The organism is Prosthecobacter fluviatilis, assembly GCF_055388355.1.
This window is the reverse complement of the sequence record NZ_AP043782.1, coordinates 1599537-1625268: the sequence shown is the minus strand read 5'-3', so window position 1 is coordinate 1625268 and position 25732 is coordinate 1599537. Positions and strand designations below refer to the sequence as shown.

19 protein-coding genes are annotated in these 25732 nt (G+C 62.1%); 12 read left to right on the top strand and 7 right to left on the bottom strand.

Translation table 11 applies throughout. The features are described from left to right. Window positions 1-54: 54 nt before the first annotated feature. From ACZ5WW_RS06325 to ACZ5WW_RS06285, 9 genes are all read left to right on the top strand, one after another. Window positions 55-1395: a coproporphyrinogen-III oxidase family protein gene (locus ACZ5WW_RS06325; protein WP_377166621.1), complete on the top strand. Its 1341-nt coding sequence runs from the start codon at window positions 55-57 to the stop codon at window positions 1393-1395. After that, window positions 1379-1978, top strand: coding sequence for a hypothetical protein (locus ACZ5WW_RS06320; protein ID WP_377166623.1), 600 nt, complete (start codon window positions 1379-1381; stop codon window positions 1976-1978). The genes ACZ5WW_RS06325 and ACZ5WW_RS06320 overlap by 17 nt, the downstream gene beginning before the upstream one ends. A 155-nt stretch (window positions 1979-2133) precedes the next feature. Further along, entirely contained in the window at window positions 2134-3414 is a 1281-nt protein-coding gene (locus tag ACZ5WW_RS06315; RefSeq protein ID WP_377166625.1) for a S1C family serine protease, read from the top strand. Between the two features lie 361 nt (window positions 3415-3775). Further along, window positions 3776-4600: a hypothetical protein gene (locus ACZ5WW_RS06310; protein ID WP_377166627.1), complete on the top strand. Its 825-nt coding sequence runs from the start codon at window positions 3776-3778 to the stop codon at window positions 4598-4600. A gap of 48 nt (window positions 4601-4648) precedes the next feature. Continuing rightward, window positions 4649-5092, top strand: coding sequence for a hypothetical protein (locus ACZ5WW_RS06305; RefSeq protein ID WP_377166629.1), 444 nt, complete (start codon window positions 4649-4651; stop codon window positions 5090-5092). After that, entirely contained in the window at window positions 5092-6129 is a 1038-nt protein-coding gene (locus ACZ5WW_RS06300; protein ID WP_377166631.1) for a PhoH family protein, read from the top strand. Before ACZ5WW_RS06305 ends, ACZ5WW_RS06300 begins: the two co-directional genes overlap by 1 nt. 24 nt (window positions 6130-6153) lie before the next feature. Continuing rightward, entirely contained in the window at window positions 6154-7878 is a 1725-nt protein-coding gene (locus ACZ5WW_RS06295) for an HD family phosphohydrolase (protein ID WP_377166633.1), read from the top strand. Further along, window positions 7878-8318 carry an rRNA maturation RNase YbeY gene (ybeY, locus tag ACZ5WW_RS06290; RefSeq protein WP_377166635.1) on the top strand — a complete coding sequence of 147 codons (441 nt, stop codon included), beginning with the start codon at window positions 7878-7880 and terminating at the stop codon, window positions 8316-8318. Before ACZ5WW_RS06295 ends, ybeY begins: the two co-directional genes overlap by 1 nt. Before the next feature lie 115 nt (window positions 8319-8433). Then, window positions 8434-10254: a hypothetical protein gene (locus ACZ5WW_RS06285; protein ID WP_377166637.1), complete on the top strand. Its 1821-nt coding sequence runs from the start codon at window positions 8434-8436 to the stop codon at window positions 10252-10254. An 85-nt stretch (window positions 10255-10339) separates the two neighbouring features. Here ACZ5WW_RS06285 and hisH read toward each other — a convergent pair whose 3' ends face one another. The 4 genes from hisH to ACZ5WW_RS06265 all read right to left on the bottom strand — a co-directional run bounded on the left by hisH (window position 10340) and on the right by ACZ5WW_RS06265 (window position 16425). Further along, complete coding sequence (gene hisH / locus ACZ5WW_RS06280) at window positions 10340-10975, bottom strand: imidazole glycerol phosphate synthase subunit HisH (protein WP_377166639.1); 636 nt, start codon at window positions 10973-10975, stop codon at window positions 10340-10342. Further along, a complete protein-coding gene (gene hisB / locus ACZ5WW_RS06275) occupies window positions 10975-11577 on the bottom strand; it encodes an imidazoleglycerol-phosphate dehydratase HisB (RefSeq protein ID WP_377166641.1) in 603 nt (200 codons plus the stop codon). The genes hisH and hisB overlap by 1 nt, the downstream gene beginning before the upstream one ends. 329 nt (window positions 11578-11906) lie before the next feature. Then, entirely contained in the window at window positions 11907-13328 is a 1422-nt protein-coding gene (locus ACZ5WW_RS06270; protein WP_377166643.1) for a DUF1501 domain-containing protein, read from the bottom strand. A gap of 13 nt (window positions 13329-13341) precedes the next feature. Next, a complete protein-coding gene (locus ACZ5WW_RS06265) occupies window positions 13342-16425 on the bottom strand; it encodes a DUF1553 domain-containing protein (RefSeq protein ID WP_377166645.1) in 3084 nt (1027 codons plus the stop codon). A 137-nt stretch (window positions 16426-16562) separates the two neighbouring features. Between ACZ5WW_RS06265 and ACZ5WW_RS06260 the strand changes: the two genes are divergently transcribed. Then, window positions 16563-17408 carry an AraC family transcriptional regulator gene (locus ACZ5WW_RS06260; RefSeq protein ID WP_377166647.1) on the top strand — a complete coding sequence of 282 codons (846 nt, stop codon included), beginning with the start codon at window positions 16563-16565 and terminating at the stop codon, window positions 17406-17408. A gap of 87 nt (window positions 17409-17495) precedes the next feature. Here the strand turns inward: ACZ5WW_RS06260 and ACZ5WW_RS06255 are convergent, their stop codons facing one another. The 3 genes from ACZ5WW_RS06255 to ACZ5WW_RS06245 form a co-directional block, all read right to left on the bottom strand. After that, complete coding sequence (locus tag ACZ5WW_RS06255; RefSeq protein WP_377166649.1) at window positions 17496-18935, bottom strand: DUF1501 domain-containing protein; 1440 nt, start codon at window positions 18933-18935, stop codon at window positions 17496-17498. 1 nt (window position 18936) lies between these two features. Next, window positions 18937-22044, bottom strand: a complete 3108-nt coding sequence (locus tag ACZ5WW_RS06250) for a PSD1 and planctomycete cytochrome C domain-containing protein (protein ID WP_377166651.1) — start codon at window positions 22042-22044, stop codon at window positions 18937-18939. A 77-nt stretch (window positions 22045-22121) separates the two neighbouring features. Continuing rightward, window positions 22122-23537 (bottom strand): dihydrolipoyl dehydrogenase family protein, encoded by a 1416-nt coding sequence (locus ACZ5WW_RS06245; RefSeq protein WP_377166653.1) that lies wholly within the window; start codon window positions 23535-23537, stop codon window positions 22122-22124. A gap of 118 nt (window positions 23538-23655) precedes the next feature. Between ACZ5WW_RS06245 and ACZ5WW_RS06240 the strand changes: the two genes are divergently transcribed. Both ACZ5WW_RS06240 and ACZ5WW_RS06235 read left to right on the top strand, forming a co-directional pair. Then, on the top strand, window positions 23656-24954 hold the full coding sequence (locus ACZ5WW_RS06240) for a Gfo/Idh/MocA family protein (protein ID WP_377166655.1): 1299 nt from the start codon (window positions 23656-23658) through the stop codon (window positions 24952-24954). 109 nt (window positions 24955-25063) lie between these two features. After that, window positions 25064-25732, top strand: coding sequence for a hypothetical protein (locus ACZ5WW_RS06235; protein WP_377166657.1), 669 nt, complete (start codon window positions 25064-25066; stop codon window positions 25730-25732).

The window sequence follows — 25732 nt, the reverse complement described above, 5'->3', positions numbered from 1 at the left end:
AAGTTTGACCGTAGAAACAAAATTCGGCAGCCGTTACCTAATCACCCCCCACTCATGCAAACCGCGCTCGATACTCCCGCCCCGGAGAAAAAGGTCGAAAAGACCGAGGCTGGAAACTACTTCGTCTCCAACTACCCGCCGTTCTCCTTCTGGAAGCCTGACCAGGTGCCAGCCGTGGAGGCGGTGCTGCAGCAGCCTGCGCCCGCCAACATCCCGCTGGGCGTGTATTTCCACATCCCCTTCTGCCGCAAGCGCTGCCACTTCTGCTACTTCAAGGTCTATACCGACAAGAACGCCGCCGAGGTGAAGGCCTACATCGACGCCGGCATGCGCGAGATGGAGCGCTTTGCCAGCCAGCCCTACCTGAAGGGGCGCAAGGCGCACTTCGTTTACTTCGGCGGCGGCACGCCCAGCTACCTCTCCGTGCCCCAGCTCAAGGACCTGACCAACCGCATGAAGGACATGATCCCCTGGGACGAGGCGGAGGAGGTGGCCTTTGAGGCCGAGCCCGGCACGCTCAATGAGGTGAAGCTCACCGGCATCCGCGACATCGGCGTCACGCGCCTGAGCCTCGGGGTGGAAAACTTCGACGACCACATCCTCGAAACGAACGGCCGCGCCCACCGCAGCGGCGAGATCGAAAAAGCCTACCGCTTTGCCCGCACGCTCGGCTTTGAGCACATCAACATCGACCTCATCGCCGGGATGATGAACGAGACCTGGGAAAACTGGAAGGTCGCCGTGGCCAAGGCCATCGCCCTGCAGCCCGATGCCGTGACCATCTACCAGATGGAGGTGCCCTACAACACCACCATGTACCAGCAGATGAAGGCGGAGGGGAAGGTGACCGCCCCCGTGGCCGACTGGCAGACCAAGCGCGACTGGGTGAGCTACGCCTTCGACGAATTCCAAAAAGACGGCTACACCGTGACCAGCGCCTACACCGTGGTGAAGGATCCCCAGCGCATCAAGTTCGTCTATCGCGACTCCCTCTGGGAAGGGGCCGATCTGCTGAGCTGCGGCGTGGCCTCCTTTGGCCACCTGGGTGGCGTGCATTACCAAAATCAGGCCGATGTGGGCCCCTATATGCAGGCGGTGGATGCCGGTCAGCTGCCCATCTTCCGCGCCTACCAGACCACACCAGAAGATCGCTTTGTGCGCGAGTTCATCCTCAAGTTGAAGCTGGGCCGCAGCGAGTTTGACTACTACGTCAAAAAATTCGGCGAAGACCCGCGCCAGCACTTCGGGCCGCAGCTCGATTACCTGGCCAAGGAAGGCTTTGCCACGCTGGATGAGAAAGGCGTGACGCTCAGCCGCGACGGCCTGCTGCAGGTGGACCGCCTGCTGCACGATTTCTTCCTCCCCCAGCACCGCCAGTATGCCCGCTACACTTGAAGCAGCCCGCGCCAGCGCCACCTCCACGGCGGTGAACGAGAGCCCACGGCAGGACGAGGACATCCTCGCGCCGCTGATCTTTTTCTACGGCATCGGCAGCGCGCGCCCGCGAGTGACCTTTGTGCAGCCGCAGGATCTGGCGGACCAGGAGCGCTTTCTCCTGGTGCATGACAAGGACATGACACCGCACCTGCGGGAATTTCACGCCAGCGAGATCGACCTCGACGTGGCCGCCCGCGCCCGCATCGGCAACTACCTCGTGCGCGCCTCCGTGCTGCACCGCCGCAATGACGGCATGCCGGTGGAGTTTGGCGCCATCGGCATCCATCTGGACATCCTGCCCGAAGAGGCGCAGCAGCTCGTGCTGGAGGGCCTGGTGCCCTTTGGGGCCATTTTGGAGCGCTATCAGGTGCCCCACTCCAGCCACCCGCGCGGCTACTTCCGCATCTCCGTGGACCAGCGCCTCGCCGATCTCCTCGGCGCGACGAGTGGTCAGATCCTCTTTGGGCGCTGCAATGAGCTCCGCCACGGCAGTGGCAGAGTGCTGGCGGATGTGGTCGAGGTGCTGCCGAGGATGGGTTAATAAAAATGCCATTGCGTTCAAAAGAGTGATTTGCTTAGATCGTTGCAATAGCAATGATTCTCCAAATCAACTGCCCCATATGTCATAACCTCCTTTCGGTGGAACAGCGGTTTGTGGGAGGACAGATGCAGTGTCCTTTTTGCCAGCAGATCTTCATGGTGGCTCCGCCTCAGGCCATGCCTGTGGCCCAGGTACGCCAGACTGCGCCGCCAGCGCAGCGAAGCGCGCCGAATCCTGCCCGGCCGCAGCCGCAGGCACCACGGCCACCGGCCAAAGCCGCGACCAAGGCGGGCGATGAGAGCGGGGGAATGGCCGTGGCCATGATCGCAGGGGTGATCGTGCTCGGGGTCGCATTGCTTGCGGGGGGCTTTTACTTTGCCTATGGCGTGCTGAAGAAGCGCCAGATGGCCGAAAAAGGACTGGGCAGTGAAATCCAAAGCCAGCTCGAGGCCAAGCGTGAGGCCCAGGCAAAGGCGAAGCGGCAGGAGGCGGATGAAAAAGCCGCTGTGATGGCGGCTTTGCGCAAAATGCTGGCAGACCAGATCAGCGGTGGAAATGAAAAGGTGTCCGGCGAAATCCTCCGCGAGGTGGAGTCGATCATGGCGGATGCGGACAAGCTGTATGCCGATGCCGACGTGGACAATGACCCGGAGGACATCAGGGTGTTTCTCGCCGAGCACATGGAGTCGCGTCTGAGGGCAAACCCCGTTCTTTTCAACTGGCTCGGGGGCAGAGTGACCCCCAAGGCTTTTTGTGCGATGCTCTTTGGCCTGGAGCAGGAGTCCAGGCAGGAGCGTGGCAAGGTGGCGGACTTTCTCGTGGCGGGCAACTACTCCGCCACCGGCACCGGCTTTTTCATCTCCAGCCAGGGGTGGCTGCTGACGAATGAGCACGTCGTGCATGAGGCCACCGAGGTCGATGTGCGGGGTGCGGATGGCGTCATCCTCCACGCGCAGGTGGTGAAGGCGGACGCCGATGGAGACGTGGCTGTTCTCAAGACCAAGGAGCCCGCAGCCCACTGGCTGCCGGTGGCGGCTCAGGAGGGGAGCATGGGCGCGGCGGTTTTCACCATCGGATTTCCCGATGCTGGCCTGCAGGGTGTGGAGCCCAAATTCACCGATGGCCGCATCAGCAGCCTGAGCGGCCTCCGGGATGATCCTGACCACTACCAGATCACCGTTCCCGCGCAGCCGGGCAACTCAGGCGGGCCGCTCGTCGATGTGAAAACAGGGGCCGTGACCGGCATCGTGGCCGCCATCCTCAGAGGGCGCGAAAATGTGACCTACGCCATCAAATCCCGGGTGGCGCTGAACCTTCTCAAAGGCCTGCCTGCCTACTCGTCGGCCACGCCGGTTCAAGTGCCCGCCGGAGCCGACATGGAAACGCTGGCTTCACAGGTGCGGGCGGCCACGGTGTTTGTGATGGTGAGGAAATGATGGGGGCATCTGCCCAGTGGCGCTCTCGCAAGAACGCGCTGATATTTGAAGTGTGGTCGCGGAGCGAGGGACGAGCGCAGCCACCGCTTTCGCAGGCCGGACGGGGGCGGTGAATCCTGAGGCTGCTCCAAAGAAGCCCCCCATGGCGGGCGCATGCCGGACAAAGCGGAGAGGCCGGACCACACGCGCTGCCCCGCGAAAGTGGTAGCACTGATGCCGGCCTGCACCGTGCATCTGCGCAACCGCATCTCCAAATGACCGGCTGTCGTGTGCTTGCTGGTCAAACCAGTTGCGATTTGGGGGTTATGCGGTTGAGTTGCCCCAGCACGATCTGCGCACCTACCCACGGCACTTTTTTGACATGAAACGCTCCCTGTTCCTCTGCCCCACCCTGGCCGCCGCCCTGCTCATGGCTGGCAGCCTCTCTCTCACCGCCGCCCCCCAGGGCACCAAGGGGGTGGAGAATTTCGACCCGCTCGCCTTCCCCGGCAAGGTGGTGGACGACGTGATCGTGCCGGTGCCGAGCGAGGTCTTCTCCGTGCTCGACAAGCTGGGCGAGCCCAACTGGCAGGCCGAGCTGCGCAAGCAGGACATCCCCACCACCAGCGACCGCACCAAGCTTTCCCTCCTCTTTGGCTACACCGTGGCCGAGGGCTTTGTGGCCGTGCAGGCTCAGGACAAGGAGGCGGTCAAGGACATCGGCCATGACGTCATCTCCCTGGCCAAGAGCCTCGGGCTGAGCAAGTCCGTGCTGCCCCATGCCCAGGCCATCCTGGACGCGGCGGACAAGGGGAACTGGAGCGCCATCCGCAAGGAGTTTGACCAGACCCAGAAGACCGTGCGCGACACCATGGAGCAGATGAAGGACAACGACCTCTCCCAGTGCGTGAGCCTGGGCGGCTGGCTGCGTGGCACGGCCTCCGTGACCTCCGTGGTGAAAAAGAGCTTTTCCGCCGACCGCGCTGAGCTGCTGAACCAGCCCATGCTGGTGGAGCACTTTGTCAGCAGCATCGCCAAGATGCCCGGCAGCACCCGCGACCACGATGTGGTGAAGTCCATCCAAAAGGGGCTCGCCTCCGTGCTGCAGCAGATGGAGGGCGCGGTGGACGGCTTCTCCAAGGATGCCGTCACGGACATCGGCAAGACCTGCGACGGGCTCCTGACGGAAATCCTGGCGAAAAAATAACCGGCGCACCCCACCCGCATGATCTCACCCATGGAAGGAATGAAAAAAATGAATCGCCCCTGGTCCCGGTTGCTGGCTCTCGTAGGCGCCTTTGTGATGATGCTCGGCGCCACGGTTGTCTTTGCGACGGTGGACGAGGCGCATGATTTTGCGATGGAGGCGGCCACTCCCTTTGTGGATCAGGGCTTCATCGTGCGTGAAGACTACTGGAATGGCGAGGTGAAAAGCGGGCAGAAGCTTCAGATCACCCACCAGCTCTTCAAGGGCAATGAGTATGCTTTCTGGCTCGGCACCAGCCAGGAAGGCGTGGCGCTGGACATGAAAGTGTATGACGAGAAGAACCAGCCCGTGCAGATCAATGCCAAGGTGGACAAGTTCTTCATGAGCGTGCGTGTGAACCCGCCCAAGACCGGCACTTACAGGATCGTCTTTGAGCTGAAGTCGAAGGCAGACCCCAGCGTGCTCTGGGCGCTGGCCTATGGTTACCGCTGATGCCTGTCGAAACGCTCACTTACGAGACGCCGCAGTTTCTCCAAAAGCTGATTGGCAACGACCTCGGCAGCCTGCGGCTGATCGGAGAGTCCTTTGGCATCACCGTGACCAGCCGTGAAGGCTGGGTGCGGCTGGAGGGAGAGGCGGACAAAATCGCTGCTGCCCGCGAAGTGTTTGCCCAGCTCGAAAGGGTGCGCCGCAGCGGCGGGGAAGTCTCCGCCGGGATGGTGCGCCTGGTGGTGGAGAGCGTGCAGCGCGAGACGGGCGAGGCCCCGGCGGAGGCCATCATGCAGCTCAAGCTGCTTGGCTCTGGCAAGCGCTCCCCTGTGCTGGCCAAGACGCGTGGGCAGATCGCCTACGTGCAGGCCATGCGGGAGTGTGAAGTCGTCTTTGGCATCGGCCCCGCAGGCACGGGCAAGACCTACCTGGCCATGGCGCAGGGGCTGCATTACCTCAAAGAAAAGCTGGTGCAGCGTCTGGTGCTCACCCGCCCGGCCGTCGAGGCCGGCGAGGCGCTGGGCTTTCTGCCCGGAGACCTCAAGGAAAAGATCTTCCCCTACCTGCGCCCGCTGTATGATGCCCTCTACGACATGCTGGAGCCAGAGGAGGCGGAGCGCCTCATCGAGCGCGGCAGCATCGAGATCGCCCCGCTGGCCTACATGCGCGGGCGCACGCTGAAGAATGCCTTCATCATCCTCGACGAAGCGCAGAACACCACCACGGAGCAGATGCTGATGTTTCTGACCCGCCTGGGCGAAGGCGCGCGCTGCGTGGTCACGGGAGATCCCTCACAGATCGACCTCCGCCGCCACGTGAAGTCGGGGCTGAAGGAGGCCGTCGAGCTGCTGCAGGACGTGGAAGGGGTGAAATTTGTGGCGTTTGCGCCTAAGGACATCGTCCGTCTGCCTGTCGTGCAGCGCATCATTGAGGCCTATCAGGCTGGTCGCAGCCGTCAGGGTGAGACAAAGTGGCACAAAAAGGATGAGGCAGAGGGGAAAGATTCTTGTCCGAGCCCCGATGTAGTGATAGGGTCATAGCCACTCCCCCCTCCCCAACACATCATGTTTGAGTCCATTCGTCGTGCCCGCTTGCAACGCGAAGGGCTTTCCTGCGGTAAAACCCGCCGAAAGCACCAGGAGGGAGATCTGCTGGATGAGATGCGCACCCATCCCGCCGGGGCGGTCGGTGCCTACGTGCTGTTTTTCGTCGGCATCGGCATCCTGATGCGCCTGGGCACCCAGGTGGAGGCCGGGCTGCCCGCCGTCACCTGGCTGCACATGCTGTATGCTGCCGCCATTGGCTTTGCCATGGTGGTGCATGAGCGCGTGGTGCTGCGGCAGGAGATCTGTGACAACGGCGTGCTGCTGCTGGTGCTGGGCACCATCTTCACCCACCTGGCGCTCGTGCTGATGATGCTGGATGTGTCCTTTGCCCAGAGCTGGGGCAAGACGCTCAAGGCCATCGTGCTGCCGCATGCCTTTGGCCCGGTGGTCCTCTCCGTCATCCTGGGGCGGCGCATCGGGCTGTTTGGGGCGATTTACGGCACGCTCTTCGGTGTGATGGTGTGCATTTCCATCTCCGCGCCCACCTACATGGCCACCTCCACCCTGATCGGCTTCACCGGGGTGCTGCTGACCAAGCGGGTGAGCAAGCGCAACCGCCTTTTCATGGCGGGGCTCTACGTCGGGCTGGTGGCCATGGCCTACTCGCTGCTGCTGCATGAGGCGGCAGGGGTGATCATGGAGGAAAAGGTGGGCCGCATGATGGGGCTGCCGCTGCTCATCGGCATCGTCACCGGCATGGCCGTGGGCGGCCTGCTGCCGGTGCTGGAGAGCGTCTTTGGCGTCACCACGGATGTGACGTGGCTGGAGCTCGGAGACCTGAACCACCCGCTCATGCGCCGCCTCAGCATCGAGGCCCCCGGCACCTATCACCACAGCCTTGTCGTCGCCAATCTCTCCGAGGCCGCGGCGGAAAAGATCGGCGCCAGCGCCAGCATGTGCCGTGTGTGCGCCTACTTCCATGACATCGGCAAGCTCAGCAAGCCGGAGTACTTCATTGAGAACATGGACCCCTCGGACAATCCGCACGAGGACCTCACCCCGCGCATGAGCGCGCTGGTCATCATCGCCCATGTCAAAGACGGCGTGGACCTGGCCATCAAGCACAACCTCAACTCCCGCATCATCGACGTCATCGAGCAGCACCATGGCAACTCCCTCGCCTGGTTCTTCTACCGCCAGGCGCTGGATCAGAAGGCCGAGGTGGAGCGCCAGGTGAAGAGCGGCAAGGCCAAGGACGACGACGTGCCCCAGGTGAGCGAGGAAACCTTCCGCTACCCCGGCCCGCGCCCGCAGTTCAAGGAGTCCGCCATCATCTCCCTGGCAGATGCCGTGGAGAGCGCCTCCCGCACGCTGGAAAAGCCCAACGCCTCCCGCATTGAAACGATGATCGACGACATCGTGCAGGCACGCATGATGGACGGCCAGCTCGATGAGTGTGATCTCACCATCGCCGAGCTCGCCCGCATCAAGGCCAGCTTTGCCAAGACGCTGCTGAGCATGATGCACGGCCGCATCAAGTACCAGAAGGCCATCGAGTCCAAGCCTGCGCAGCAGCCGCCAGTGCGGGATGAGTCCAAGCCTGTGCTGGTCGGGGATGATGAGCCGGAGGCTGCGGTCTCGGAAAAGATCGTCGAGGCCTCCTTTGCCGCCCCCGCCTCAGAACTGGCCGCGCCGGTCCGGAAACCCCGCAGCCGTAAATCCCCTCCTGCCTCCGCCGCCTGATGCCGCTGCCCAAGCTCCGCATTTACAACCGGCAGAAAGCGCACGCCATCCCGCTGCCCTGGCTGCGGCGCATCGGCAAAGCCGCGCTGCCGGGCTGCCTCAAAGAGCTGAAGTCTCCCGAGGCCCCGCTCGCCACGCTGGAAGAGATCGAGATCACCATCGTCGATGACGCGGACATCGCCCGCGTGCATGCTGACTTCCTTGACGATCCCACGCCCACAGACGTCATCACCTTCCACCATGGGGAGATCCTCATCAGTGCGGACACCGCTCTGCGCCAGGGCACCGAGCACAGCCAGCCGCTGGACCGCGAGGTGGCGCTCTACCTCGTGCACGGCCTCATGCACCTCGCCGGCTGGGACGACCATGAGCCTGAGGAGGCGCAGGAAATGGCGCAGCGCCAGGAGGCGGTGCTGCAAGGCGCGATCCAGGCCTGCTGACAGGTGTTCAGTGCCGGGCAGAGCTGAGACCGACTAGAGATCTGGCTTAGGTGGGTGATATTTTTTTCTTCAAAAAAATCTTCCCATGGGTGCCAGCGGGTGGTAAGCGCGCTGCATGCTCATCTGGAAAGGTCACGGAATTTTGATCCCCATCTTCGCCTTCTTGGGCGCAACGGTGCTGGGAATGGCGTTTGCAGCCGGTTATGCGGCCACCCACTGGGAGTGGGTGCTGCGCATGGTGAAGCCAGCCTCAGGTTGGGGCGCGGTGCTGGCCATCTGGCTCTATGGCAGGACGATCGGCAAGACGGTGATCAAGACCTACCTGGACCCGGCCACGCATCAGCAGGTGGCCATCAAGAAGTCGCACTCGTTCTTTTTCATCGGCCCTATGATCTGGGCCGGGCTGGCGGGCGTGATGGCCTGCTTTGCCACGGTGGAGTCGTTCAAGAAGTCTTCGGCTGAGCTCCTGAGCGAATACACGCCAAAGGCCAGCTCGCCTGCGGCCACCGCCTTCCATGAGGCGAACAACCTCATCGACATGGACAAGGGAAAGACGGCGTATGGAAACACGCCAGCTGCGGAAAAGCTGGCGGAGGCTTTTTCCCAGATGGTGATGATGGGGCGCGAGATGGGGGTGGAGAAGACCAAGAAGAAGTCCCGGATCAGCCTCTCCCATGGCAAATTTTTGAGCTACTGCCGGATCAACCCGGACTCCTGCGCCTTCATGGTGCATGTGCCAGACCTGCGGAAATTCACCGAGGATGCCAAGCGCTACATGGTGGAGATGGCCTGGTCCGTGGCCAGCCTGCATGCGGCGGAGCTGAAACCACGGCCCAAGCGAGTGGCGGTGGGAGTGCGCGGAGCCTTCCTCTATGACGAGGTGGTGGAGGGCCCGGTGCCGGATGCCAAGACCCTGGCTGCCAGTGAGACAGACGAAGACTGGGCGGCAGGCATCGAGCACCGCTACTCTGGCAGTGACGCGACAAAGCATCTGGAGGCCTATTTTGAGCCGCACGCGCCCGGCGCGGTGCTGCCAACGCTGGAAGGCGGGGCAATGGCGGGCGGGAATGAGCCCGCTGAAAAACAACCTGCCAAAGCGGGCATGGATGCCGCCTCCACGGCCCAGGCTCAGGAGGAGTTTGACCGGCTGATCAAACAGTTTGAAAAGATGGAGCCCGGTCAGGCTGAGGGGAATGTGCAGCCGGCCAAGGAACTCGCGGCTGCCTATGCCCAGGCTGTGTGGGATGGCTTTCCTTTCGCTCCTGCCCTTCGCGATCAAATGCCGCATTTCTCCGCCCATGTGCATCTGCGCAACGACACCGCCGCCATTCTTCTGGGCCTGCCTGGAGAAGGCGTGATGCCGCCCGGCGGCTTTGCGCGCTGCGAGCCCGTGGCCTGGAAAATGGCGGCGCTGGCGTCTGAACAAATGATGCCCAAGCCCTCGCGCATGATCCTGATCCTGTTCATGGACGGGCAGATCATCAAATCTTTCATCAACGCACGCAGCACCACGGAGTGGCGGAGCGAGGAGGAAATCGAGGGCACGAGCCATCCCGAGAAGCTGCTGCCCTTTTTCAGTCCAATGACCGACCGTGTGATGATCGCCGTGAACACGCCGGTCAAGTTTGTCACGGCTGAAAACAAGAAGGCCGGCAGCAGGTCCAAAAAGACAACGCAGACTCCTGCAAGCCCTGCTGCCGAGACTGCCAAACCTGCAGCCAGCCCCATGACCGCACCCTCTCCGCTGCCCACGGTGGTGCGTGACTGGAAGGACAGCACCGGCCGCGTGATGCAGGCCTCCCTGGAAAGCTTCACCACGCCCGCGAAGGATGCCGGCCGCTTCAAGCGCGCAGACGGACAGGTCTTTGAGGTGCCCTTCGCACGGCTCTCCGCCGAGGATCAGCAGTTCATCCGGGATCTTGCCGCGCAGCCGTAGTGCGGCGCATGACAGGCCGCATAGAGACGCAAAAAGCGCAAAAAAAACAGACCGGATTTTTGCGCCTCCTTGTGTCTTCTTGCGGCTACTCGATCTGGGCCTGCGTCTTCAGCACTTGCAGTGAATTTCGCAGCAGCGTCAGGCCTGCCTCCTGGCTCTTTTCCGGGTGGAACTGCACCGCGACAAGGTTCTTTTTGGCAATGCCGCTGATGAAGCTGACGCCGTAGTCGGTGCGGCAGAGGGCCAGGGACTCGTCCTGCACATCCGGATAGTAGGAGTGAACGAAGTAAATGTGCGTCGGATTCGGCAATCCGGACCAGATGGCGGCCTGCGTGGGCTCCCACTGGGCCACATTCCAGCCCATGTGCGGGATCTTGAGGCCGCTGGTGGGATCGAACTTTTTGACCTGGCCTTTGGCCACGCAGAGACCCTCTACACCGGGGGATTCCTCGCTGCTTTCAAACAGGAGCTGGTAGCCCAGGCAGATGCCGAGGTAGGGCTTTTCCGCCTTGAGCCAGGCCTGCAGGGGCTCCCAGAGGCCGGTTTCCTTGAGGATGCGGATGGAGTCGCCAAACGCGCCCTGGCCGGGGAAGATGAGCACGTCGATGGACGCAAAGTCTTCCGGCTTTGTGACGAGGTCTGCGTGGGCACCGATCGCATCAAAGGCGTTCAGCACGCTGCGGAGGTTTCCGCCGCCGTAATCAAGCACTCCGAGTTTCATCACAGGACGTCTTTCGTGCTAGGGATGCCAGTGACGCGGGGATCGAGCTTCGTGGCGGCATCCAGTGCGCGGGCCAGGCCTTTGAAAATGGCCTCGGCCATGTGGTGGGCATCGCGGCCACGGCGGATCTCGACATGGAGGGTGGCCAGCAGGCTGGAGGAGAAGGCGCGGAGAAACTCCTCCACAAGCTGGTAGCTGAAGCGGTTCACACCTCCGATGGCCTCGACGCGTTCGGGTGCGTGGTAGCTCAGGAAGGCGCGGCCGCTGAGGTCCATCGCCACCTCGGCCAGGGTTTCGTCCATGGGCAGGAGGAAGAAGCCGTAGCGCGTGATGCCGGCCTTGTTGCCAAGAGCTTCGCGGAAGCAGTTGCCGAGCACGATGCCGGTGTCCTCGACGGTGTGGTGATAGTCCACCTCGATGTCTCCCACGACCTTCACATTCAGGTCAAAGAGGCCGTGCTTGCTGAACAGCGTGAGCATGTGGTCAAAGAACGGCACTCCGGTGTCGATCTTCGATTTGCCGGAACCATCGACATTGAGCTCGATCTCAATGTCCGTCTCGGCGGTTTTGCGGTGCTGTTTGGCGGTGCGGGCTTGGCTCATGAAAGGGGACGAGCAATGAACACGCGTTCTGTCCCCAGCGCAACCGTCTCGGTGGCTGTTCTGGCGTGGCGTTGCCCGGAGGTACGAAAGGCACTCCTGCCTGTCGGTCGACGTTTGGCAAACACTGAAGGCATGTGTGCGTCCTGTGAGCTGGCGAGATGCTTCGCTGAGGTGTGTGCTGTGAAACAACTCGCACCCCAAAGCTGTCTGCGTGAGCGCTGACCGACAGACAGGAGTGTCTGTCGTACTGGCTCGGAAGTACGATGGGCGTTGCTGAGCGGTGATTGGTTTGGTGGGCCTGATGAGAGGCGAGCGAGTGACTTAAACTCTCAGGCCAGCAGCCCTTTCTGCACCTTTCCGTGGATGTCCGTCAGCCGATAGCGGCGGCCCTGGAACTTGTAGGTGAGGCGCTCGTGGTCGATGCCGAGGAGGTGCATGAGCGTGGCGTGGAAGTCGTGGATGTGGAGGCCGTCCTTCACCGTGTTGTAGCCGAAGTCGTCGGTCTCGCCATAGACGGAGCCTGCCTTGATGCCGCCACCGGCAAACCAGGCGCTGAAGCAGCGGGGGTGGTGGTCGCGGCCAAAGTTGGTGCTGATCTTGCCCTGGCAGTAGGCGGTGCGGCCGAATTCGCCGCCCCAGACGACGAGGGTGTCGTCCAGCAGTCCCCGCTGCTTGAGGTCTTTGATGAGCGCAGCGGCGGGCTGGTCGGTTTCTTTGCAGAGTTTTGGCAGGGCACCGGGCAGGCCGCCGTGGTGGTCCCAGTCCTGATGGTAGAGCTGGATGAAGCGCACGCCTTTCTCGGCAAGGCGACGCGCCTGCAGGCAGTTCGCGGCAAAGGTGCCGGGCGTTTTCACATCCGGGCCGTAGCTGTCGAGGATGTGCTGCGGCTCGTCGCTGAGGTCGGTCACTTCGGGAATGCTGGTCTGCATGCGGAAGGCCATCTCGTAGTGGTCGATGCGGTTCTGGATTTCGGCATCGGGTGTGCCGGCGTACTGGTGCTCGTGCAGTTCCTTGAGGCGGTCCAGCATGAGGCGGCGGCTGTCGGCGCTGACGCCTGCTGGATTGCCAAGATACAGCACGGGATCCTTCGCCGCGCGGAAGAGCACGCCCTGGTGCTTGGTCGGCAGGAAGCCGCTGCCCCAGAGGTGGGAGCCGAGCGGCTGGCCACCTTTGCCTTTGGTGATAAGGACGGTGAAGGAGGGCAGATTGGCGTTTTCTGCGCCGAGGCCGTAGCTGAGCCAGGAGCCGAAGCTGGGACGTCCGGGGATCTGGGTGCCGGTCTGGAAGAAGGTGACGCCGGGGCCGTGATTGATGGACTCCGTGAACATGGAGCGTGCGACGCAGATGTCGTCCGCAATGCTGGCGGTGTGCGGCAGCAGCTCGCTGAACCACCCGCCCGCCTGACCATGCTGCGAGAACTTGAACGGAGAACCCACCATGGGGATGGAGGACTGATTTCCGGACATGCCCGTGAGGCGCTGGGTGCCGCGCACGGAGTCGGGAAGCTGCTCTCCGTGGCGTTTGTTGAGGAGCGGCTTGTAGTCAAACAAGTCCAGATGCGACGGCCCGCCGGACATGAAGAGGTAGATGATGCGCTTCGCCTTCGGCGCGAAATGCGTGCCGCCGAGAACGCCGTGATCTGCGGGTTCCGAGCCCTGCGCAAGAAGCTCATTCAAAGCGATGCCGCCGAGGCCCATGCCAAAGCGATTGAGGAGGGTGCGGCGGTCAAACATGAGGGATGAATCATTCATCGAATTGAATTGGTTAACGTTTAACAACACAGGCGTCGTGATTTAACAAAGCCTGCGCCAGCACGGCAGCCGCGGCGGCTTCGGGTAGGGGAATGGAGGCGTCACGTTTGGCATTGCCGGTTTTCATCAGTTCTTCGGCTTCTTTGGGCGCTGCTTTGAAATGGGTGAGCTGCTCCTGATAAAGCTGCGTGCAAATTTGAGCCTCCTTTGCATCGGGCTTGCGGCTGAGGCAGCGGAGGAAGCCGAGGTCGATCATTTTGGGAAGGTCGCCTTTCGTTTCGAGGTGGAGTTTCTCACCGAGGACGCGGGCGGCCTCCACGTACTGCACGCCGTTGAGGAGGATGAGGGCCTGCAGCGGGGAGTCGGTGCGTTCGCGTTTGGAGATGCAGACGGCGCGGCGTGGGGCATCGAAGGCGACCATGGCGGGCGGGGGGCTGGTCCGGCGCCAGTTGGTGTAGAGGCTGCGGCGATAGACGGCATCGCCTGCGCTGGGGCCCATGGGTTTGAAGGCCTCGGTCATTTCATAAGGATAGACTGGTGCGCCGCCCATGGTGAGCTTGAGCAGGCCAGAGGCTGCGAGAGCGTTGTCGCGGATCATTTCGGCAGGCAGGCGGAAGTGTGGACCGCGGGCGAGCCACTGGTTGTCGGGATCGTCGGCCATCGTCTTCGCATCCGCGATGCTCTGCTGCAGATACACTTTGCTGGTGACGATCTCCTGAATCAGAGCCTTCACATCCCAGCCGCTTTGGATGAACTTCAGCGCGAGGTGGTCGAGTAACTCGGGATACAATGGGCGCTCGCCCTGGCTGCCGAAGTCTTCGGTGGTTTTCACCAAGCCGCGTCCGAAGAGGCTGAGCCAGATGCGATTGACGGTGACACGTGCGGTCAGCGGATGATTCGGCGCTGTGAGCCACTGCGCGTAGCCGAGGCGGTTCTTCGGCGCATTGGCAGGCATCGGCGGCAGGAAGGCAGGCGTGGCAGGGCCGACTTCTTCGGCGCGCTTGTCATACTCGCCGCGCGTGAGGATGTAGGCCTTCTTGGACTGCGGGAGCTCCTGCATGACCATGATCTCCTTTTGTGCATCAGCAAAGGAGGTGACTTCGGCGCGTGCGGCTTTCAGTTCGGCGAGCAACGGCTGCAGTTTCGCATCAAAGGGCAGGGAGAGGTCGCGGTCGAAGATGCGCAGGTCGTCCACGAGGCCGTCTTTGAATCCACGGTCGCGCATGCGCTCGCCGAGGCTGATGTTGTCATGCCCGCCACCAGTGATGTTTTTGGTGAGGTGGTCTTTGATCACGTCCACCTGCGCCAGTTTGCCGTTAATAAAAACCTTCAGGCCGGAGGCGCGGCTGCTGCCGTCGTTGGTGACGATGACGTGGGTCCATTCCTTGAGCGGCACCTTGGCCTGGGTGCGGATGGAGATGGCATTGCCAGGCCAGAAGTGAATGAGCGACCACTTGATGCGGCCCTCTTCAATGAGCAGCTCGTAGCCGCGGCTGGCGGCGTCTGTCCAGGCCTGAGAGCGGTGAAGGACGACGGCGCGTTGTTTCTCATCCGGTGTCTGAAGCCAGAGGGAGATGCTGAAAGGATCGTGTCGATTGAAATTGCCGAGCGGTGTGTCCACGGCGTCGTCGCCAGTGAACTGGATGGCATTGCCGATCTTGCCGGGGACGAGTTTGTTTTCGCCTTTGAGGATGGCCTCGGGACCGGGAGGCGGGGCCTTGGCGTCTTTCTTTTTCTGCGCCGGAGTTTTGTCCTTCGCATCAGCCACAGGCTTTGGCTGCGAAGGTGCAGGCGGTGGGGCTGGATGCAGCGCGTCGGCGAGCTTGTTGCCCTTAACCTCATCAAACGTGAAGTGCGCGATCTGGCCTTCCAGTGATGCGGGCACTCCTGGCCGCAGTTCCAGCGCATTGCGTTCAATAGTGCCCGCATCACTAAGCTTCTTCTCAAGCTGCTTCACCTTGGCATTCAGCGCGGCCAGCTTCTCCTTGGCGGGCGCGTCCATCATCATCATGGCCGGTGTGGGCGGGGACGGTGTGAAGTAGGAATACAGCCCCGCTTCGTCGATGTTTTGCAGCATGGAGAAGAGGCCGTAGTAGTCCTTCTGCGTGACGGGGTCATACTTGTGGTCATGGCAGCGTGAGCACTCAAAGGTGAGGCCGAGGAAGGTGGTGGCCACGGTCTGCACGCGGTCGGCCACGTATTCCACGCGGTACTCTTCTTCGACGCTGCCGCCTTCGCTTTCCTGCTGGTGCAGGCGGTTGTAGGCGGTGGCCATGATCTGCTCATCGGTGGGATTGGGGAGCAGATCGCCCGCAAGCTGCCAGGTGATGAATTTGTCGAAGGGCAGGTTCTGGTTGTAGGCCTTCACCACCCAGTCACGCCAGGGCCAGACCTCGCGCTCGCGGTCCACCTGAAAGCCGTAGCTGTCGGCGTAGCGTGCCACATCCAGCCAGTCCACAGCCATGCGCTCGCCATAGTGCGGGGAGGCGAGGAGGCGTGTGACGAGATGCTGGATGCTGCCTTTGGAATCAAACTGATGCTCGGCCACGAAGGCGCTGATTTCTTCGGGCGATGGGGGCAGGCCGGTGAGGTCGAAGGAGAGGCGGCGGATGAGCGTTTCAGGGGCGGCTTCGGGTTGCAGCTTGAGGCCGCGCTCGGCGATTTCGGCGCTGACGATGTCGTCGATGCTGCGTTGATTCGCGGCATCTGGCTTGAGCGGAATGAAGGACCAGTGCGCCTCATACTCCGCGCCTTCATTGATCCACTGCTTGAGGATAGCCGTCTCCTCGGCGGTGAGATCGCCCAGCTTGGACTTGGCGGGCGGCATGTGGTCGTCCTCATCCGTGGTGAGGATGCGCTGGATGATCTCGCTCATGTCAGCCTTGCCGGGCACGAAAGCCTTGGCCTCCACGGCGGCTTCGCGCTCGTCCAGGCGGAGGTCGGCCTCGCGCTTCTTGGGATCGGGGCCGTGGCAGAAGAAGCATTTGTCCGAGAGGATGGGCCGCACATCGCGGTTGAACTTCACCTTCTTGGCTGGCGCGGCTGCGGAGAGCAGGGCGGGAAAGGCGAGGACGAGGATGGTAAGCCGGTGCTGCATGGTGGTAAGGAGGCTGCATGAAACAACGCTCGCCGTCTGTGCCTCTTTTTGGATGATTTATGTCTTATCCTGCGGTTCTGGAGCTGAAAGCTGGTGAAAATTCAGAGCAATGGCGTATCTGATTTCCAATCCTTTCCATGCCAGCACGCCGCAAATACCTGAACTACACCACGCCGTGGGGTGTGGATCTGGCTCGTGTGGCGCAGTCCGGATGGACGCCGTTTTTGATCCATGAGAGCGGCTACCAGCCTGCGCTGGAGGACTGGAACCATCAGGGGGTGGACTCGCCTTTCTGGCGCTTTTACCACAATCCGAAGCCGGGATGTCATCTGCTCTTTCAGCGGCGCAAGATCCCGCTGGGGCCGCAGTGCGCGGTGCTCATTCCGGCGGACACGGTGTTTGACTGCTGCGGGCCGGTGAGGGCCAGCCACTTCTGGCTGCACTTCACCACCGCAAGGCCTGGCGTGAAGATGGTGCCGGAGCCGATCGTCATCGCGGTGGATGACGCGCTACGGCCGATGCTCAGGCAACTCGTGGCTACGCATCGGCAGCCGCAGACGGAGCTAAGGGATCACCGCCTGCATCATCTCAGTGCGGCGCTGCTGCACACCGTCTTTGCCACGCTGGAGACCGACGCACCACTGGCATTGCCGGAGAGGATCGCGGCGGTGCTGGCCTTCATCGCACGTGCACCGCACAGCCGGCTGACGAATCCGTTTTTAGCGGAGCGTGCGGGCATGAGCGTGGAGCGCTTCATCCGCGCCTTTCGCGAGCACCTGGGACAGACGCCCGCGGCTTATGTGCTGAGCACGCGCCTGAGGCTGGCAGGAGAGGCGCTGGCGCTGACGGACAAGACGATTGATCAAATCGCCGTGGAGTTTGGCTTTCCAAACCGGCACTACTTCAGCCGGATGTTTGCACGGCAGGTCGGGTGCGGGCCGGGGGAGTTTCGGGCAAGGCAGAGGGAGCGGAAGGATGGGTAGCGCGGGCAATCCTGCCCGCAAAGAACGCGCTCGCCACGGGCAGGATTGCCCGTGCTACTGCAGCCTGCGGCAGATGATTCGGGATGGCTATGCCAGCACGCCCTTCACCACATTTCCCGCGATGCCGGTGAGGCGCATGTCGAGGCCTTGGAACTTGTAGTTGAGGCGCTCGTGATTGATGCCGAGGAGGTGCATGAGGGTGGCATTGAGGTCGTGCACGTGTACGGGGTCCCGGACGATGTTGTAGCTGTAGTCATCCGTTTCGCCGTAGGTGGTGCCTTTTTTGACGCCGGCTCCTGCCATGAAAAGGGAGTAGCAGCGGGGGTGGTGATCACGGCCGTAGTTGGTGGCGGTGAGGGTTCCTTGTGAGTAGATGGTGCGGCCGAATTCGCCGCCCCAGACGATGAGGGTGTCATCCAGCAGGCCGCGCTGTTTCAGGTCTTTGATGAGTGCAGCGGTGGGCTGGTCGGTGTCGCGGCACTGACCGCGGATGGCATTGGGCAGACCGCCGTGGTGGTCCCAGCCCATGTGGAAGAGCTGGATGCAGCGCACATCGCGCTCGGCCAGGCGGCGTGCGAGGAGGCAATTGGCAGCGTAGGTGCCGGGCTTCTTCACATCGGGTCCGTAGCTGTCGAGCACGTGCTGGGGTTCCTTGGAGGTGTCCACCAGATCCGGCACGCTCATCTGCATACGAAATGCCATTTCATACTGAGAGATGCGCGCGGCGGTTTCGGGATCGCCAAAGGATTCGAAGTCGCGCTGATTCAGAGCGGCCAACTCATCCAGCATCTGGCGGCGCATGGGGCGGTCCACGCCGGCGGGATTGGAAAGATAGAGAACGGGGTCGCCCGAATTGCGGAAGCGCACGCCCTGGTGCTGCGTGGGCAGGAAGCCGCTGCCCCAGAGGCGGTCGTAGAGCGGCTGGTCATCGCGACGGCCGGTGCCGAAGGAAGTCATGACGACATACGCAGGCAGGTCGTGATTGGCGCTGCCAAGGCCGTAGCTGAGCCATGCGCCGATGCTGGGGCGGCCTGCGAGCTGTGAGCCAGTCTGGCAGAAGGTGATGGCGGGATCGTGATTGATCGCCTCCGTGAACATGGAGCGGATGACGCACATCTCATCGGCCACGGTGGAGAGATGCGGCCATAGTTCGCTGAGCCAGACACCGCCCTGGCCGTGCTGGGCGAATTTGAAGATGGATGGAGCGACGGGGAAGGCCTTCTGACCCGAGGTCATGGTGGTAAGGCGCTGCCCCTGGCGAATGCTGGCAGGCAGATCCTCGGCACGGTGCTTTTCCATCTGCGGCTTGGGATCAAAGAGATCCATCTGTGACGGCGCGCCTGACTGGAAAAGGTAGATGATGCGTTTGGCCTTGGGCGCAAAGTTGGGGAAGAAGCGCGTGGGGGCGGCGGCGCGGGCTTCATCCTGCAGCAGAGAACCGAGAGCCGCTGCACCGATGGCGGCGGAGGAGTTCTTGAGGAAGATGCGGCGGTTGAGCCGGTCCTGAAGTTGAAGGGAGGGATTCATATCAGTCGCGGGTGATGACGCGGTCGAGGTTGAGAAGGACGGAGGCGGTCGTGGTATAAGCTGCCAGCTCTGAAGGATTGAGCGAGGCATCCGCCTTGGTGGTACCCTGGGCGATGAGCGCGGTGGCCTCGGCGGGCTTGGCCTGGAATTCGGAGATGCGCTTCTGCACGCCTGCGGCGAGCTGCTTGAGCGCTGCGGGCTCGATGCTGCGACCGGTGGCGCGCTGGTAGCCGTAGGCGATGCGCTGCTCCGGGGTGGTGCCGCCGTGCTGCATCATCTGCTGGGCAAGGGAGCGCGCGGCTTCCACAAAGGTGATCTCATTGAGCAGCGAGAGCGCCTGCAGCGGGGTATTCGTGCGGCTGCGTTTGACGGTGCAGATCTCGCGCGTGGGGGCATCAAAGAGCAGCATGGTGGGCGGTGCGGCGGTGCGCTTCCAGATGGTGTAGAAGCTGCGGCGGTAGAGACCTTCGCCGGTGTCCGCCTTGTAGCCGCGCAGGTCGCCGTATTTGCTTGTTTCATCCCACACGCCTTCGGGCATGTAGGGCTTCACGCTGGGGCCGCCGATTTTTGGCACGAGCAGTCCGGCGATGGCCAGCGCCTGATCGCGCACGACTTCGCCGGGAAGGCGGAAGCGCGGGCCGCGTGCGAGGAGGCGGTTCTCAGGATCTTTTTCCAGCAATGCGGGCGTGAGCTTGGACGACTGACGATACGTGGCACTCATGACGATGAGCTTTTGCATGGCCTTCATGTCCCAGCCGAGGCGGATGAACTCGGTGGCCAGCCAGTCGAGCAGCTCTGGATGCACCGGATACTCTGACTGCGTGCCGAGGTTCTCCGAAGATTTGCACAAACCGTAGCCGAAGAATTTTTCCCAGGCGCGGTTCACCCACACGCGGGAGGTCAGTGGATTTTCAGGTGACACAATCCACTGCGCCAGGCCGAGGCGGTTTGGCGGCGCGTTCTTGGGCATGGGTGGCAGCACGGCGGGCGTGGTCATGCTGACCTTGTCGCCGGGCTTGTCATACTCGCCGCGTTTCAGCACGAAGGCATCGCGCACGGGGCCTTCTTTCATCACCATCACGGAGGGGACGGTGCGTTCGAATTTCTCCATCTCGGCCTTGGCGGCGGCGAGGGCGTAGTCGGCATCGCGCAGGGGGCTGTCCACACTGGCGCGGTAGTATTTCTCCAGCTCGCTGCGCTGCTGCGGCGTGCGGTTTTCGGTGGGGGTTTTCATGATGGCCAGCACGGCGGCAGGCGGGCCGCCAGTGCCGTCGAGGCTGGCCAGAGCGGGCTCGGCATTGGTGCTTGAGAGGCGGAAGCGGCCGACATTGTGACCGGCAAACTTGGACTGCTGGAGCAGGCGCACGGTGAGGGTGGCCCCGGCAGGCACGCGCACGGCTTTGTCCACGATGAACATGGCATTGCGCTCCACGCGCTTCTGCGGGTCGTTGCCATCGATGGCCCATCCGTTCTTGGGATCTTTGTCGAGCAGCAGCTTCACATCGTAGCCTTTTTGCGCGTAGTCGGCCTCGGCGCGGGTGAAGGTGATTTTCATAGGCTGTTTCAAGCTGGGAGCGCTGAGCGTGGCCTCGATGCCGGTGAGGACGAAATTGCCATTGGTCGCGCGGCCCAGGCTTTGATTTGGCAGTGTGGGGTCTGGCAGGGCTTCCAGCAGCAGGCCGGTGAAGCTGCCCTCTGCCAGCGGGGCGGTGAGGGTGTAGATGTCGGAGTCTGGATTGCGCCCACCGGCGATCCATGAGGCATCGGGCAGCTTGCGCAGAGAGGCTTTGCCCTGGGATTTGGCTTCAGTGATGGGAAGCACTTCCCACATGGGCTTTTTCGCGGCTTCAGGATTTTCCATATCAGCCTCCCAGCTTGCCACTAGATTGGGTAGCTGGAGCTGCGTCTCGGTCACCTTCGCCTGCGCGGCGTCGATCTTTTTGCGCAGCAGCGCGAGCTGCTTTTCCTCCTCGGCATCCGGCACGGAGATTGCAGGCTCGGAGTTGCCGCCGCTGCGATTGGAGCTGCCCTGAATGGTGCCGCTTTCGGTGATGTTGTTGAAGAAGGCGAAGAGGGAGTAAAAGTCCTTCTGCGTGAAGGGATCGTATTTGTGGTCGTGGCAGCGGCAGCAGTTCAGCGTGAGGCCCAGCCAGGTGAAGCTGGTGGTCTCCACGCGGTCGATGATGTTTTCGATGCGCCACTCTTCGGCGATGATGCCGCCTTCGCCATTGAGGCGGTGATTGCGATTGAAGCCGGTGGCCACGACTTGCTCGCGGGTGGCATTGGGCAGCAGGTCGCCGCCGATCTGTTCGAGTGTGAACTGATCGAAAGGCTTGTTGTCGTTGAAGGCCTTGATGACCCAGTCACGCCAGGGCCACATGGCGCGGCTGCTGTCGGTCTGAAAGCCGTGGCTGTCGGCGAAGCGGGCGAAGTCCAGCCACTGCATGGCCATGCGCTCGCCGTAGTGCTCGGATTTTAAGAGGCGGTCCACCACCTTTTCGTAGGCCTGCGGAGATGTGTCTTTTTCAAAGGCGGCGATTTCTTCCAGCGTGGGCGGCAGGCCGGTGAGATCGAGCGTCACACGGCGCAGCAGCGTGGCGCGGTCGGCCTCGGGGGATGGGGTGAGTTTTTCCTCCTGCAGGCGCTCGGCGATGAAGGCGTCGATGGGATTGCGGATGGTGAATTGGGGATCCTTGATCTCCGGCACGGGAGCGCGCTCGGGCTTGATGAAGGCCCAGTGGCCCTGGTACTCCGCGCCTTCCGTGATCCACTGGCGCAGGATGGCCTTTTCCTCGGCGGTGAGCGGTTTGCCGTCCTTGTCCGGCGGCATGACGTCATCGTCACCGTGGGACAGCTCCACGCGGGCGATGAGCTGGCTCTTGTCCGGCTGGCCGGGGACGAGGGCGGTTTCTCCAGACTTGGCGGGCTTCAGCGCGTCCTCGCGTAGATCGAGACGGAGGTCTCCTTTGCGATGCGCGGCATCCGGGCCGTGGCAGTGGAAGCACTTCTCATTGAGAATGGGCCGCACATCGCGGTTGTATTTGAGTTTGGCAGACTCTGCCCGCAGGAGGGCAGGGAAGGCCAGCAGGAGACAGAGGGCTCGGCGCATGGTTGGAATGAGGCTCCTCATTCAACGGGCGAACCCTGTGCCTCATTATGCCAGAGTTATGTCTTATCCTGCGGGGATCATTCCGCCATCTGGTCCGCGATCTCCTCCGCCGGATACGTCCAGATCTCGCTCAGCGTGGGGTGATAATGAGGGATGGCCATGAACTGCTGCACGGTGGAGCGGAAATTCATGGCGATGACGATTTCATGGATCAACTCCGTCGCTTCAGGACCGACGACGCAGGCACCGAGGATCTCGCCGGTTTCTTTGTTCGCGAGCATCTTCACAAATCCTGCCATCTCTCCCATGACCATGGATTTGCCGTGGTCATTGAAGGGATAGCTGGCCTCGAGGAATGGGATGCCCTGTGCACGCAGTTTTTCCGTGGTGGCACCGACGACGGCGACTTGCGGGTGCGAGAAGACGCCGAAAAGCGTGAGGCGGTAGTCGATGGTTTCATCGGCGGTTTCGTCTCGAATGAGTCTTGCTGCATTGCGCGCGGCGATCTCTCCCTGCTGAATGGCAATGTGGACGACATCCAGCGGGCTGCACACGTCTCCGGCGGCGAAGATGTGCGGCTGGGAGGTCTGCATGCGGTCATTGACGACGACTTTGGTTTTGTGCTGGGAGACCCTGGCGGCTGTGAGATCCAGGCCATGTGTGGCAGGCTGGCGGCCCATGGCGAGCAGCACCTGATCCACCTGCACTGCTTGCGTGTGGCCAGAGACAGTGAACTCGATGAGCTTCTTGTCCTTGATGGCGACAATGCTGTTCAGATGGGTGCCAAGATGCACCTTCATGCCGCGCTCAGAGTAGGCTTTGGCAATGACATCGCTGCATTCGCGGTCGAGGCCGGTGAGCAGCTGGGCATTGCGCTGGATGAGGGTGACGGCGCAGCCCATAGCCTCCAGATAATGGGCCATTTCCAGGCCGATGGCACCACCGCCGAGCACGGCGATGGATTTGGGCAGGCTGTCAGTGTCCAGCACGTCATCGCTGGTCCAGAAGCCGGTTTCGGCGAGGCCGGGCACGTCTGGCACAAAGACCTCCGACCCGGTGGCGATGCAGAAGCTCTTGGCGGTGAGCTGGTATGTGGGTGAGCCATCGCGCGGAGAAACTTCCAGCGTGTGGGCATCGATGAAGCGCGCGTGACCGCGATGCAGGGCAAAGCGGCCGTCTTCGAGCTGGCCCTGGCGATAGCCGGCAAAGTCGGCGATGAGGGTGCGCTTGCGGTCGCGGATGGCGCGGATGTCCACACCGTGGGAGGTGGCCTTGAGGCCAAACTCCGCTGCATGGCGGATGTGGAGCTGGCGGTTTGCGGACTCAATGAGCGTCTTGCTGGGCATGCAGCCGCGCAGGATGCATAGGCCGCCGAGTTCGGATGCGCCATCGATCACGGCCACACGCAGTCCGGCGCTGTGGGCGGTGCGGGCTGCTGCGTAGCCACCGCTGCCGCCGCCGATGACGATGAAATCGAAAGAGTTTTCTGACATGCTGAGATGTGCAGGTGGGAACGAGTGGGCGCAAGTTTCGGATGTCGGCGTCTGATTCCACCCAAAGTTTGTCCTTCAAAACATAGGGGCGGGTTTCGTAGCATTGAAGAATTCAGCCATGAAGACACGCCGCTCCTTTCTCTCCCAGATCATCGCCACAGGTGTCGCTCCGGTGTTTGTGCCAGCGCATGTGCTGCGCTCGCAGACAGCACCGTCCAACAAGATCACGCTCGGTGTCATCGGCGTGGGCGCTCAGGGCACGCATGACATGCGGGCCTTCCTGAATCACGACGATGTGCGCGTGACGGCGGTGTGCGATGTGAACAAGAAGTGCATCGAGCGCGCGCAGCAGGCGGTGGCGGAGCGGTATGGCAGCGCGGATCTGAAAGTGATGAGTGATTTCCGCGAGTTGAACCGTGACAAGTCCATCGACGCGGTGCTGATGGCGCTGCCGGTGCATTGGCACAGCATTCCGGCCACGGATGCCATTCTGAATGGCAAGCACATCTACCATGAGAAGCCGATGGGCATGTCCATGCAGGAGTCCAAGCACGTGCGCGCGGCCGTGAAAAAGACAGGCGTGGTGTTCCAGTTCGGCACTCAGCAGCGCAGCGATCTGAAGTTTCGCTGGGCCTGCGAGCTGGCTCAGAACGCCCGCCTCGGAAAACTGAAGGAGATCCAGGTGGGCGTGCCGGGAGGCAAGATCGGGCCTGATTTCCCCGAGCAGCCAGTGCCGGACTACGTGGACTGGGAGCGCTGGGTGGGACCTGCGCCGATGACGACATTTAACGAGGGCAAGCTCAAGCGCGACAACCACGAGAACCTCACAAATTTTTCGCTCGGCATGATTTCTTGCTGGGGCATTCATCATCTGGACATCGCTCAGTGGGGCAATGGCACGGATGACACCGGCCCTGTGAGCGTGGAGGCGGAGGCCACCTATCCTGACAAAGGCGGCTGCGATGCCGTGCTGACGTGGAAGGTGCGCATGGAGTATGCAAACGCCGCGCCGATCACCTTTGTGAACGAGAAGAACATGGACATCGGCCACGGCACGCGCTTCATCGGCGAAAACGGCTGGGTGCATGTGCTGCGCGGCAACATCAAGGCGAGTGATGACGCGCTCCTGCGCGATCCCGCGAACAAGGAAGGGACGATGCCCATCAAGCTCATCGCCAGCCTCGAACACACCCGCAACTTTGTGGATGCGATCAAGAACAAGCAGCGGGCGATTTGTGACATCGAGACGGCAGTGCGTTCGGACACACTGCCGCAACTGACGGCGATGGCGCTGAAGGCGAAGCGCAAGCTGGTGTGGGATCCGAAGACGGAGAGCTTTGCGAATGATGAAGCGGCGAATGTCCTCATGAATGCGCGGCCTTTCCGCGGGGAGTGGAAGCTGCCGGAGATCGGGTGACTCTCCTTCGAACTGCGAGGCGCAGTTTTCGATAGCAATGCGAATGGGATTGCTATGCTGGTCCATGGGCGTTCGGCGCCATGTCACGTAAGCTCGCACCTCAAACCGTATGAAAACACTGGGCTCGCTGTTGCTTCTTAGCTGGGTGTTTGTGTTCGCGGAACCTGGCTGGGCAAAGGAGGTCAGTTTGGAGGCTTTGCTTTTGTCAGCATCGCCGGAACAAACGCTCAATTTAAAGGGAGACCTGGAAACGGAGGTGAACCGGATCCTTTCAGCTCTTCCGAGCACGGAGGCAGCGTTTCTCAGCGCAAAGGTCGAATGGTCGGCGGCTGCCAGAAAGACTTTGGCCGCCTCAGAAACGCCTCTGGTTCTTTCAAAAGACAGCCCGCTGATCGTTTCCATCCAGCATCTCTGCGAGCTTTATATCTGCAAGACCAGGCTGCGGGAGGGACGGCTGCAAATTCGATCGGTCATGGAAGATGCCGAGTTTGAATCCAGGGAATATCGCATGAGCCCCGCTCTCCTTGCCTTCATTTTGGGGGAGCCCTTGCGGGAAGGCGCAGATGTTTCCGAGTTGATTCAAAATGGCGCTCTCTTCAAAAAAATGGACCGGCGCCTTGAGGCCATGGGCCTGCGCCTCATGGACGGGGATGAAGACGGATCCAGGCTGGTGCTTCAAGGGGAGTCGTCCGCTCATGATCGGTTCCAGGCTCAGATCACACTGCTCATCGGCAAGGTTCTCGAAGCCGACCTGGATCAACGTACCATCCGAAAGTGA